Below are 12,701 nucleotides of genomic sequence, written 5' to 3' on the forward strand. Positions count from 1 at the left end.
ACTCAAGGGCCTGAGGGGCGCCAGTCGGTGCTGCCTGTCGGCACGCGGTATCCCACCCACCGTTCCGCCCTCGGGCTCGCCCCGAGGGTCAATCTCCGCGATCACCAGCGCCGCAAGGCGCCCGCCGACAGGCCCTCGGATCAAGCCCGAGGGCGGAGCGTCGCTCGGTGGCCCCGTGCGCCGAAACCTAAAGATCCCAAAACATTTCAAGCGCAGCTGGCCTCCCACGACGCGAAGCAGCTCCTCCCCCTTCTCTAGGGAGAGGCAGGGAGGGGGTGTGCAGCCCACTCAAATCCATCGGCGCTAACCCCGCCAACACCGGAGTGATATCCCCCTTGCACAAATTCTGTGCATCCCCCGATTGCCTTCCGCCATTTACAGGTTTAAACAAGACAAATCTTGTTTAATTGGAATGCCGAGATGTCTGAGACAGTCGAGGGCCGGTGGGCCGAGATTTTTGGACCGCGTTATCTGCCGGTCACCACCATTCTGGCGCTGGGCGTCACGCTCTTTGCCTTCAATGCCTTCCTCTCGGCTGCAGCATTGCCGTCCGCGGTGCACGAGCTGGGCGGCGTCGAGGTCATCTCCTGGGCTACGACCCTTTATCTGGTCTTTGCCATTGTCGGCGGCGCCGCTGCCGCCATGCTCAAGCGGCGGCTCGGGTCGCGGGGGGCACTTGTTGGGCTCGCCCTGGTCTTTCTCGTCGGCACGCTGATCGCCGCCATTGCCACCGACATGACGCAGGTGCTGGTCGGTCGCGCAGTGCAGGGGCTGGGCGAGGGCGTTGTTGCCGCACTCTGCTTCGCGCTCATCCCCGAACTCTTCCCCAGCCGTTTGGTGCCAAAAGTGTTTGGCATGCAAGCGGTGGTCTGGGCCGTGGCCGCCTTTGGTGGCCCCGCAGGCGCTGGCGCCCTCACGGAGTTGATCTCCTGGCGCGCCGCCTTTCTCATCAACGTGCCCTTCGTGCTGATCTTCGTCACGATGGTGCTCATGGTGGTGCCGCGCGCCGAGCGGGCTCCAGACGCCCACGGTTTCCCCGGTCTCAGGCTCCTGACCATTGGTGCCGGGACCATGCTGGTGGCGCTGGCAGCCGTGGCGGCTCCTCTGCAGGCGGCACTTTCGCTTGTGGGCGCTGCGGTATTGCTGGTGGCCGCCGTCTGGCTGGACCGGCGCGCCGACCACCGCCTGATGCCGCCCGACGCCTTCTCCTTCAACACCGCTGTCGGCTCCGGCCTCTGGATGTTCCTGTTGATGCCGGTCGCGGGTGCGGCCACGGCCGTCTATCTCATCATGCTCTTGCAGCAGCTCTGGGGCTACGGTCCCACCCAGGCGGCCATCACCGGTGCCGTGATGGCGGTGGCCTGGAGCCTTTCCTCGGTGACGGTGGCCAATGTGCGCCAGCGCTCCACCCGTCGCATTCTGATCCGGACTGGCCCGCTGCTGCTGGCCGCCGGCCTCGTCTTGGTGCTGATCGGGCTCGAAGCCACGCAGTTGCCGGTCCTGCTGGTCGGACAAGTTCTGATCGGCATGGGTTTTGGCACCTGCAACGGCTACACCATGCTCACCATCATGGAGGCCAGCACCGAGGCCGAGCGCGATCGGACCTCGGCCCTGTTGCCGACCACCCAGTCAGCGGGCAATGCCCTCGGGGCGGCACTGGCCGGTGTGGCCGCCAATGCGGCCGGCTACCCTTTGGCTGTGGAAAAAACCGAGGTACTGAGCTCTATCGTTCCGCTCTTCGTCATGGCCGCCTTGTTCGCAGTCCTGGCATTTTTTGCAGCCTTGCGCATGGTGGCCCTGGCAAAGAAAACACCTGTGAACACCTTCGCCGAGGGTTAAATGCGATACGTTGGTTTTGGGTGTTGTTAACCCACCGAAAATAGGGTCGCGGCGTTCCTTTGTCTGAGACCGACCCATCCATGGGAAGCTCATAGTTCAGCGAGATATTCCCATGCTCAAGCTCTTCAAGACGCGGTCGCTGCGCTTCTGGGTCGCCTTGGGCATGATCCTCGCCGTGGCGCCGCTCACCTTCTCGGCCATATTTGGTTATGTGGTGCTCAACCGCGGCGTGATCGCTGCTTTCCATGACGTGTCGGAACGGCAGAGGACCGAACTCGGTCCCCTGCAGGATCTGCGTATCTTGGTCTGGGATACGCTGGTGCCGATCGATGAGCACATCAATGAGGGCGGCTCACAGCGCCCCTTGCTCTATCGCGAATTGCGCGGCCGCATCGAGACCGGCTTTGCACAGGTGCGCGCGCAGTTTTCCAATGATCCGCAGGCCCTTATCCATCTCGACAATGCCACGGAAAGCTGGGCGACCGCAGACACTCATGCCACCGAGCTCACTGCCGAAACGGTGGCGGCCGACGATCCTGAGGCCGAGCGCAAGGCGCGCCTGTTCCATGGCCACATCGCCGCGGTATCCGACCGCCTGGGCCAGGCCTATGCTGTGATCGCCGGCGCGGTTCAGGCCGACTACGACAATGCGGTTGGATGGAGCGAGAGTGCCACGATCATCTTCGCCGTCTCCCTGGGGCTCTCGCTCCTGGCCATGATTGGCGGCGTGGCGCTGGTGGGCCTGATCATGTCGCGCAGCGTCGACAGGCTGGTCGATGGCGCGGCCCGCTTCGCCAGTGGCGACCGTCATCATCGCATCGATATCAGCGTGCCGCCCGAACTGAGCCGGGTGGCGCAGGAGTTCAACCGCATGATTGCGCGGATCGAGGCCTCGGAGACGGCGCTGGCCGATCTGGCGCGCGTCGATGAATTGACCCAGCTGCATAACCGCCGCGCCTTCGACGAGGCTCTGGCCCGCGCCCATGCATCATATCTGCGCGGATCGGGTTCGGCCACGCTCGTAACGCTCGATATCGACCATTTCAAGCAGATCAACGACACCCATGGTCATGCCGCTGGCGACGCAGTCTTGCGCGCCTTTGCCAATACCGTGCGCAAATCCCTGCGCACGTCCGATCAGCTCTATCGCATTGGCGGCGAGGAATTCGCCATCATCCTCTCCCAGACCGAACCGGAAATGGCGATCGATCTCGCCAACCGCATTCGCGAGGCCGTTGCCGCCCAACCCATCGCCTATCGCGACCAGGATATCGCCATCACCATCAGCCTCGGCCTTGCCAGCCTCGCCGATGGTGCAAACCCCGCCGAAATCGTCGAAGCTGCCGACGCGGCTCTCTATCGCGCCAAGTCCTGTGGTCGCAACCGCGTTGTTTATGGCAGCGCCAGCTGATCTCCGGCAACCATCAGCTCCGCCGCGCGACCGCGCAAATAAAAACGCCGCCCCTTGGGGCGGCGCTTGTTTTTGTCAGCCCTGTTCGAGCCATTTCACCTGTTCGGGCGTGAGCTGGATATCGAACGCCTTGAGGCTGTCCTCGAGCTCCACCAGGCGACGCGGCCCGATCAGCGGCACGCTGGGGAAGGGCTGGGCCAGCACATAGGCCAGCGCCACATGGATCGGCGACTGGCCGAGCTTCTGTGCCAGTTCGATGGCCCGGTCGCGACGACCGAAATTCTGCTCATTGTACCAGACCCGCACCAGTTCCTCATTGTCCCGCTTGTCGCGACCGGCGAGGTCGGTGAAGAAGCCCCGGGCCTGGCTCGACCAGGAGAAATTGGTCACCTGGCTATCGATCAGCCACTGCTTGAAATCAGGGGTGGAGGCGGTAACGCACCCGCCCCAGATCGGGTCCAGCATTTCGGCCAAAGCGAAGTTGTTGGACAGCGCTTGCGGCGGCGTCTTGCCATTGGCCTTGGCATAGGCAATGGCCTCGCTCATGCGCTCCTTGGTCCAGTTCGACCCGCCATAAGGCCCGCGAATGCGCCCCGCCTTGACCTCGGCATCCATGGCATCGACGAATTCGCCCACCGGCACGTCGGTATTGTCGCGGTGCATGAAATAGACGTCGACATATTCGGTCTGAAGCCGGTCCAGCGACTGCGTCAGCTGCTTGGCGATCACGTCGGGATAGACCAGCGGCGAATGCGCCCCCTTGCCGATCACCACGGCCTCTTCGCGCACGCCACGGCTCTTCTGCCATTCGCCGAACAGCTTTTCGGTATAACCGCCGGCATAGATATAGGCGGTGTCGAAGATATTGCCACCACGTTCCCAGAAGGCGTCGAGCAGGATGGCGCCAGATGAGAAGGTGCGGAAATCTTCAAAGCCCATCGCTACGGCCGAGGCTGGCTTGTCGAGGCCAGGGATCGAGCGCTTGGGGATGACACCCTTGTTGGGGCCGAGGCTGCGATTGTCCAGGGTCTTGGTGCGCACGCTGGACTTCTCGACGGAGAACTCGATACCGGCGTCGCTGCGCCACTTGTCGAGCACGCGCAGATTGCCCAGCGTGTCATTCCAGCTCATGCCCGGCGCGTCGAATTCCTGCTTGCCGGCGAGGATGGCCTGCGACGCTGCTTCCGCCTCGAACGAATAGACATGGGCGCTTTCATTGACGCTGATCACCTCGGTCTTGCCGCCCTTGATCACCTCGATCTTGCCCAGGCCCTGGTCGCGATTGCCGCCAGCGAACCAGAAGTCCGGCACCTCGATCCGGCCTTCAGAGCCATGGATGCGCAGCACATTGTCAAGATTGGCCATGACGGCGCAGGACACCTGTGCGACCACGCCATTGCCGAAGCTCAACAGCGCAGCTGCGAAATCGTCGGTGCCCTCGGCATTGAGATGGGCCGTGCCGGCGACCTTGACCGGATCGGCAAAGGGCTTGCCCGTAGCTGCCCCCACCAGCAGGCGCGCCATTGAAACGGGATAGCAGCCCACATCCATGATGCCGCCCCCGGCCAGTTCCGAGGCGAACAGGCGATGCTGCGGTTGGAACTTGCCCATGTTGAAGCCAAAGCTGGACTGGATCATCCGCACTTCGCCGATCACGCCGGATTTCACCAGTTCGATAATCTTCGCGGTCTGCGGATGCAGGCGATACATGAAGGCTTCACCGGCAAAGGTGCCAGCCTTGCGATGGGCATGGAACACCGCGTCGGCCTCATGTGCCGACAGTGCCAGCGGCTTTTCCACCAGCACATGCTTTCCCGCTTCCGCAGCCTTGATCGCCCATTCTGCGTGGCCGGTATGCGGCACCGCGATATAGACCGCGTCCACGTCCTTGTCGGCCAGCAGCGCGTCATAGCCATGCACGATGCGCGCGCCGGGAAATTCCTCGGCAAGGCCCGGCTTGCCGGGATTGCGGGTGGCGATGGCGTTCAATTCGCCATGTTCGGCCTGTGCCACGCCGTCGCGGAAGGCCTTGGCGATGCTGCCCGGACCGATAATGCCCCAGCGGATTTTCGACGTCATTTTGATAGTCCTACGAAATTGAGAAATTCTAGCGGAGCCGCTGGCCCTGTTTGTCGAACAGATAGGCCCTGGCGGGATCGATGGAGACGGTGATGCGCTCGGCGCTGGTTTCGTGACGCGACTCCTCGCGCTCGATGATCAGCGGATCGCCGTCGGTGCGGGCATAGACATAAGAGGTTGTGCCCAGATGCTCGGCCACGTCGACATCCACGGTGATGTCGACGCCGCCCATGCCGGCGGCCGCGAAGTGTTCGGGGCGCACGCCCAGCGTCACCGCTTCGCCCATTTCGGCTGAGGTGATCGGCAGGGTCAGGCGCACATTGCCCTGCTGCGGCAGCGCCAGGGTGACACCATCAGCCGACTTTGCCACCACGCTTGCCGGGATGAAGTTCATCTTCGGCGAGCCGATGAAACCGGCGACGAACTGGTTGGCCGGGTCGTCATAGAGGTCCAGCGGCCGCCCGGTCTGTTCCACCAGCCCATCGCGCAGCACCACGATCTTGTCGGCCAGCGTCATGGCCTCCACCTGGTCGTGGGTCACATAGATGATGGTGGTCTGCAATTCCTTGTGCAGCCGGGCGATTTCGATGCGCATATGCACGCGCAATTCGGCGTCGAGATTGGACAGCGGCTCGTCGAACAGGAACACTTCGGGATTGCGCACGATGGCGCGACCGATGGCAACGCGCTGGCGCTGGCCACCCGAGAGCTCCTTGGGATAGCGGTCGAGCAGCGGTCCCAGCGCCAGGATGCGCGCTGCGTCGTCGACCAGCCGGGCGATCTCGTCCTTCGGAACCTTGGCGAAGCGCAGGGCAAAGCCCATATTTTCGCGCACCGTCATATGCGGGTAAAGCGCATAGGTCTGGAACACCATGGCGATGCCGCGCTGCGACGGATCGACATCGTTCATGCGCTTGCCGCCGATCTCGAGATCGCCGCCACTGATGGTTTCGAGCCCGGCGATCATGCGCAAGAGGGTGGACTTGCCGCAGCCCGAGGGCCCGACAAACACCACGAACTCCTTGTCGCCGATGTCGAGATCAACACCCTTGATGACATTCACCGCCCCGAAGGACTTGCGGACATTGTTGAGACGAACACTGCTCATGGGGTGAAGACCTTATTTAACCGCGCCCAGCATGCCTTCGACGAAGCGGCGCTGGAGCAGGAAGAAGATGATGAGAGTGGGCAGGGTGGCGAAAATCGAGCCGACCATGACGACGGCGAAGTCAGGTGTGTAGCCCTGACTGAGCGTGGCGACGACCAGGGGCAGGGTCTTCATGTCGTTGGTCTGCAGCACGATCAGCGGCCACAGGTAATTGTTCCAGTGCGTCATGAACACGATGATGGTTGCCGCCGCATAGGTGGAGCGCATCACCGGCATGTAGACGAAAAGGAAGATCTGCCATTCCTTCAGCCCGTCAATGCGGGCGGCATCGCGCAATTCGTGCGGAAAGGCCTTGGTCGCCTGACGGAAGTAGAAAATGATGAAGATCGACGCCACCGAAGGCAGGATGATCGCCTGATAGGTGTTCATCAGCTTGAGATTGGCCATCAGGATGAACAGCGGGATCATCAGAGCCGCGAACGGTACCGACAGCATCAGGAGCAGCACTGCGAACACCCGCTCCTTCATCCGCGTGCGGAAGATCTCGAAGCCGTAACCGGCCAGCGACGAGATGAGCAGGGTCAGCAGCGTGCCCACCCCGGCAATGAAGAAGGAGTTGAAGAACACGCGCGGCATGTCGGCCGAGGTGAAGAACACCTCGATATTGCGCCATAGCGCATCACCGAAAGTGGATTTGCCGCGAATGAGGTCGGCATTGGTATTGGTCGAGCCAACCACCATCCAGAAGAACGGAAACACCGACACGAAGGCCGCGAGACTGAGCGCCACATAGGTGGCGCCACGTCCGATAAGGGCGAGGGGATTGCTCATGCGCGGCGATCCCTGGCAGCGAGAAACTGGAAGAAGCTCAGGATGGCCACCAGGATCACGATGACATAGGACACCGTGGCGGCATAGCCGAAGCTGGGCATGAACTTGAAGCTGAGATTGTAGATATACATCGACAGCGTCAGCGTGGAGTCCGAAGGCCCGCCCTGGGTCAGCAGGTTCGGCTCGTCGAACAGCTGCAGCGTGCCGATCGTCGAGATGACGGCGGTGAACAGGATCACCGGCTTCAGCATCGGCACGGTGATGTACCAGAAGCGTGCCCAGGCAGGCACGCCGTCGATCTTGGCCGCTTCATAGATCGAGCGGTCGATATTCTGCATGGCGGCCAGGTAGAAGATCATGTTGTAGCCAGTCCAGCGCCAGGTGATGGCCGAGATGACCACGACCTTGGCCCAGAATGGATCGGCCAGCCACGGAATGGGCGAGCCGATGATGTGCAGCCCCATCAGCATCTGGTTGATAATGCCGTCGGCGGCGAACATCGCCTTGAAGGTCACCGAATAGGCCACGAGCGAGGTGACGCAGGGCAGGAAGATGGCGGTGCGAAAGAAGCTGCGGCCCCATAGGCGCGGATCGTTGAGCGCGCTGGCAAACAAGAGTGCCAGGATCAGCATGACCGGCACCTGGATAGCCAGGAAGATCAGTGTATTGGTGAGCGCCCGGATGAAGATCGGGTCTTGGGTCAGCCGGATGATATTGGTCAGCCCGCCGAAACTGAACTGCATGCCGCGCCCGACCTGGAAGCTCATCCAGAGCGACCAGATGATCGGGTAGATCATGAAAATGCCGATGAGGATCAGCGCGGGCATGACGAAAGCCCAGCCATTGATCCGCTCGTTGCGCGCCAGATGCGATTGCGCCACGCCGTGGTCCTCCCTTGCCGACCAAATCCCTGTCATCCCCGAGCCCCGAGCCTGCGGCGCCCGCCGCCTGATCGATGACCCCCGCCATGACGGCGAGGGCCTCGGGGAGGCCGGAAGCGGCGAACCGCTTCCGGATTCCGGTGTTACTGGGTCTGCTGGCGAACCTGGGCGTCGATCTGGCCGATGATCTCATCGACATTGCCGCCGCTGGTGATGGCCGGAATCTGCGCGACTACGGCGGAGTCGGCTTCTTCGGTGAAGATGCCGTAGTTCACCGGCGGGATCGCAGCCAGCCAGTTGGAGAAGTTCTGCCACACAGGGGCGCCGCCGAAGAATTCGTCGGTGGCCTTGTAGGCTTCGCCTTCACGTGCGGCCAGCAGCGAGCCGAGCGCGCCCTGGTTGACCAGGATCTTCTGATAGAAGTCCACGTCCTGGCCCCAGACGGTGGCGAGGAAGTCGATCGCGGTTTCCTTCTCGGGCGCCGAAGCGAGCACGTACCAGCTCGAGCCGCCGAGATTGGAGGCATTGACCGAAGACTCGATGTCGCCTAGGCGCGGCACCGGCGCCACGGCCCACATGCCGGACTGATCGGCATTGGCCTTGATCGTGGCGGTCATCCACACGCCGGTGGGCGTTGCCAGCGTATCGCCGGAGGTGAAGCTGCCGGTATATTCGGTCCAGCCGGCAACCGGCTTGGTGATGCCGGCGGTCAGCAGTCGCTGATAGGTCTCGATGGTGCTCTTGAAGGCCGGGTTGTCGGCGATGGTCACATTGCCGCTGGCATCGAAATACCAGGTGCCTGCCGACTGCATCATGATGCGGAACAGGTCAGAAGCGTTCGGGTCGATCGGCAGCAGGATCTTGCCGGTCTTTTCCTTCACGGCCTTGCCGATCTCGATCAGCTGGTCCCAGGTGATGTTTTCGAGGTCGGCCGCAGTATAGCCGGCTTCTGCCAGGGCGTCGGAGCGATAGAACAGGCCCGTCACGCCGGAGTCGAAGGGCATGGAATAGGTCTGGCCGTCGACGGTCGAGACTTCCACCTTATAGGGGGCGAAGGCCGAGTAATCGATCTTGTCGGTCAGCGGTTCGAACGCGCCGGGGAAGGACAGGAGGTATTTTTGCGCGCGATAGTCTTCGACCAGCACGATGTCGGGAAGACCGTCAGTGGTGCCGGAGGCGAGCTGGGCCTGCAGCTTCTGCTCCATCGCCGCCTTGTCGAAGATCTGGATGTCGATGGTGGCGTCGGGATGGGCGGCCTTGTAGCGCGAGAACGCCTCTTCCATCGTGGCCCCATTGAAGTTGGGGTCCCAGCACCAGACAGTGAGCTGCTGGGCCGTCGCAGCGGTAACGCTGAGCAGGCTGGCGCCGGTCATGATCGTGGCAAAGGTGCGCGTCCACCGCGAAGTGATGCGGGTCATCATAGTTCCTCCCTTTTCGTTTGCTCTTCCTCTGAGCGCTACCTAAGCTAACGGTCAGGTTGGTGCCGTCACTCTCAATGGGTATTCAGATTTGGCGGAAAGTAAGATTAGTCGTACTTATTACGAGCCTTTGATCGACGGCGTCGAGGGCCTCCCCGGCGAACTGCGGCTGTTTCATGCTGCGCCATTGGTGATGCGCGCGCCGCACTGGCATGCGCAGGTCGAGGTCAACTTCATCGTCAAGGGCTGGGCCCATTACAAGATGAGTGGCCACGAGGTCACCTTTGCGGCCGGCGACCTCGCCCTGTTCTGGGGCGGACTGCCCCACTGGCTGGATGATGCTTCCGACGATCTGGTCTATGCTGGCGGACATCTGCCTCTGGTGCATTTCTTCCGCCTGCGCCTGCCCTCGGCCATGCAGGCGCGGTTGATGCAGGGTGCGACGCTTCTGACCCATGCCACCGATTCCTCGGACCCGGTCAATTTCGCCCGCTGGAACAGCTATGCGCGCTCTGGCGACGCCATGAAGGCCAGCGTGGCGGTCGACGAAATGCTGCTGCGGATCGAGCGCATCCGCTTCGAGCCCTATGCCCTGCTGCCCGAGGCCACGGAAGTGCGCGAAAATGGCGAATTCGACCAGCACGCCTCGCCGGTCGTGGTGCGCATCTGCGAATACATCGCCGAGAATTTCCGCGAGGATATCGACTCCATCGACATCGCCGTGGCTGCCGACGTGCATCCGAAATACGCGATGAACGTCTTCAAGAAGTCCACCGGCATGACGCTGAACGACTATGTCAACCTCATGCGCCTCAGCTATGCGCAGGCACAACTGATGCAGGACGACACCAATGTGTTGCAGGTGGCCATGGATAGCGGCTTCGGCTCGCTCAGCGCCTTCAACAAGTCGTTTCGCAAGGTGGCAGGCATGTCGCCGAGCGATTTCCGCCGTGAGGTTCGCTGCCGCCCGCGCCTGTCCAGCCAAAGCCAGTCGGCCGCCGATGCGCGCGTGAACTGATCGGGCAGGGCATGGGCAAGAGGGGCTGGGCGGCGCTGGTTTTCGGCCTCATCGTCATCATCGCGCTCACCCTGCTGCGCGCGGCCGACCCCTATCCCGTGCAGATGGCGCGCGAAACCAGCTTCGATGCCCTCCAGCAATTGCGCCCGCGCGAAGCGCCGCCAGGCCTGCCCATCCGCATCATCGACATTGACGAAAACTCCCTTGCCGCCATCGGTCAATGGCCCTGGCCCCGCAACACCATGGCCGAACTTGCCGAACGACTGACCGAGTTGGGCGCGGCAGCCATCGCCTTCGACATGCTGTTCAGCGAACCCGATCGCTTGTCCGCCATGGCGGGGCAGGGCGGTGACAACGATGCCCGTTTTGCCCAGGCGCTGGCCCGCGGTCCCACCATACTCAGCCTGTCGCAGAGCGTTCGCGCCCGGCCCTCGACGCTGGTACCCAAGGGGGGCCTGGCGATGACCGGCGACGACACCCTGGCGAGCCTGCCCGAACTCGGCGGTACGGCGCAGCCGCTCGCTGTTTTGGCAGATGCTGCAACGGGGCTCGGCATTGCCAGCCTCGGCCAGGGCGAGGCCGGCATTGCCCGCCGTCTGCCGCTACTCTGGCGCAAGGACAGTGCAGTTTTTCCAGCCTTGGGCATCGAGGCCCTGCGGGTCGCCATGGGGGAAACGACGCTGGTGGTGCTCGGCGGCGCGGGGGACGGCGCGGCGGTGGAGTCAGTCCGCGTCGGCGATTTTTCAGTCCCCACCGGCCCCAGCGGCGACATGTGGCTCTACTATCGGCGCTTCCCGGCCGAGATGTACCTGCCGGCCGAATCCGTGCTGGGCCAGGACTATCAGACCCTTGCGCCGCTGGTTGCAGGCCACATCGTCCTGGTCGGCACCTCGGCCAGCGGCCTTCTCGACATCCGCGCCAGCACCCTTGGCGAGGCCGTGCCGGGCGTTTCCATCCACGCGCAGGCGCTTGAACAAATCCTCAGCGGCAGCTTCCTTGATCGGGCCGACTGGGTTGGCGGCCTCGAAATCGTCAGCTTTGCCCTCTCCGGCCTCGCCATCGTGCTGGCCGTGATCGTCACCGGCCCGATCATCGGGCTGATAGTGTCGCTGCTGGTCGCAGCGGGGCAGGTGGGTGTCAGCTGGTGGGCCTTCACCGGTCCGGGCCTCTTGATCGATCCCAGCTTCGCCCTGTTCGGCGCGCTGGTTCTATACGCCGCCATGGCCTTCTTTCGTTTTGCCGTCACCGACGCCGATCGCCGACGCATCCGACGGGCCTTTGCTCACTATGTCGAGCCCTCGCTGCTTTCCCGCATCGAAGCCGACGGCAATCTGCTCAAACTGGGCGGTGATGTGCGTGAATTGACGGTGATGTTCTCCGACGTCCGCAATTTCTCCGCTTTGGCCGAGCGCAGTCCCCCGTCCGAACTCGTCGCCATTCTCAATCGCCTGTTCGCCGCCCTCGGCGCTGCCATCGTCAAGGAATTGGGGACCATCGACAAGTTCATGGGCGACGCGGTCATGGCCTTCTGGAACGCGCCGGTCGATGTCGATCGCCATGCGCTCCATGCCTGTCGAGCGGCGCTTTCCATGCGCGCGGCACTGGAGACGCTGAACGCGGAAGCCGGTCGCGAGCCCATAGCCATTGGTATCGGCATCGCCACCGGCCCGGCTTTGGTCGGCAATATGGGGTTCGAACAGCGCTTCGATTATTCCTGCATCGGCGACACGGTCAATGTCGCCAGCCGCATCGAGGGCGCGTGCAAGCGTGTTGGCCACGAAATCCTGGTGACGGAAGCAACGGCCAAGCAGGCGCCGGAGCTGGCATTTCTCGATGCTGGCGCGGTGACTCTCAAGGGGATGAGTGGCCGCGAACCCATCCTGCTGCTTGTCGGAGACTCCGAGCTGCGCGACAGCCCCGCTTTCATCGCCTTGAAAACCGCGCATCAAGCCATGCTGCTCGATCTCGCCAATGGCCTCGCGGGCTCGCCAGCCCTGGACGACTGCCTGCGCCTGGCCCTGCAGGTCGACGGCCGCCTCGTCTCCTTCTACGCCGCATGTCGCCACCGCCTCGACGACTTTGCGCGGCGCACCTAGGCAAATCCCCATAGAAAAAG

The 12,701-nt window shown here is 63.0% G+C and carries 9 protein-coding genes; 4 read left to right on the top strand and 5 right to left on the bottom strand.

Annotated elements, in window-relative coordinates; genetic code table 11:
- The first annotated feature begins 420 nt into the window (after positions 1-420).
- Both BGO80_RS18275 and BGO80_RS18280 read left to right on the top strand, forming a co-directional pair.
- Complete coding sequence (locus BGO80_RS18275; RefSeq protein ID WP_286722850.1) at positions 421-1,839, top strand: MFS transporter; 1,419 nt, start codon at positions 421-423, stop codon at positions 1,837-1,839.
- Positions 1,840-1,951: 112 nt separating this feature from the next.
- Positions 1,952-3,250 carry a diguanylate cyclase gene (locus tag BGO80_RS18280; RefSeq protein ID WP_286722851.1) on the top strand — a complete coding sequence of 433 codons (1,299 nt, stop codon included), beginning with the start codon at positions 1,952-1,954 and terminating at the stop codon, positions 3,248-3,250.
- Positions 3,251-3,325: 75 nt separating this feature from the next.
- Here the strand turns inward: BGO80_RS18280 and BGO80_RS18285 are convergent, their stop codons facing one another.
- The 5 genes from BGO80_RS18285 to BGO80_RS18305 all read right to left on the bottom strand — a co-directional run bounded on the left by BGO80_RS18285 (position 3,326) and on the right by BGO80_RS18305 (position 9,567).
- Positions 3,326-5,329 (bottom strand): aldo/keto reductase, encoded by a 2,004-nt coding sequence (locus BGO80_RS18285; protein ID WP_286722852.1) that lies wholly within the window; start codon positions 5,327-5,329, stop codon positions 3,326-3,328.
- A 28-nt stretch (positions 5,330-5,357) separates the two neighbouring features.
- The gene (locus tag BGO80_RS18290) at positions 5,358-6,437 is read right to left on the bottom strand and encodes an ABC transporter ATP-binding protein (RefSeq protein ID WP_286722854.1); all 1,080 of its coding nucleotides are present in this window, start codon (positions 6,435-6,437) and stop codon (positions 5,358-5,360) included.
- A 12-nt stretch (positions 6,438-6,449) separates the two neighbouring features.
- Positions 6,450-7,268, bottom strand: a complete 819-nt coding sequence (locus tag BGO80_RS18295; RefSeq protein WP_126151669.1) for a carbohydrate ABC transporter permease — start codon at positions 7,266-7,268, stop codon at positions 6,450-6,452.
- Complete coding sequence (locus BGO80_RS18300) at positions 7,265-8,095, bottom strand: carbohydrate ABC transporter permease (protein WP_126151718.1); 831 nt, start codon at positions 8,093-8,095, stop codon at positions 7,265-7,267. Before BGO80_RS18300 ends, BGO80_RS18295 begins: the two co-directional genes overlap by 4 nt.
- Positions 8,096-8,292: 197 nt before the next feature.
- Positions 8,293-9,567 carry an ABC transporter substrate-binding protein gene (locus tag BGO80_RS18305; RefSeq protein WP_223214267.1) on the bottom strand — a complete coding sequence of 425 codons (1,275 nt, stop codon included), beginning with the start codon at positions 9,565-9,567 and terminating at the stop codon, positions 8,293-8,295.
- Between the two features lie 130 nt (positions 9,568-9,697).
- Between BGO80_RS18305 and BGO80_RS18310 the strand changes: the two genes are divergently transcribed.
- Together BGO80_RS18310 and BGO80_RS18315 are read left to right on the top strand one after the other, a co-directional pair.
- Positions 9,698-10,585, top strand: coding sequence for a helix-turn-helix domain-containing protein (locus tag BGO80_RS18310; RefSeq protein ID WP_223214266.1), 888 nt, complete (start codon positions 9,698-9,700; stop codon positions 10,583-10,585).
- Positions 10,586-10,596: 11 nt separating this feature from the next.
- Positions 10,597-12,681: a CHASE2 domain-containing protein gene (locus BGO80_RS18315; protein ID WP_286722855.1), complete on the top strand. Its 2,085-nt coding sequence runs from the start codon at positions 10,597-10,599 to the stop codon at positions 12,679-12,681.
- The last annotated feature ends 20 nt before the right edge of the window (positions 12,682-12,701 follow it).

Origin of the sequence: Devosia sp. 63-57 (assembly GCF_001899045.1) — a bacterium.
GTDB classification, from domain to species: Bacteria; Pseudomonadota; Alphaproteobacteria; order Rhizobiales; family Devosiaceae; genus Devosia; species Devosia equisanguinis.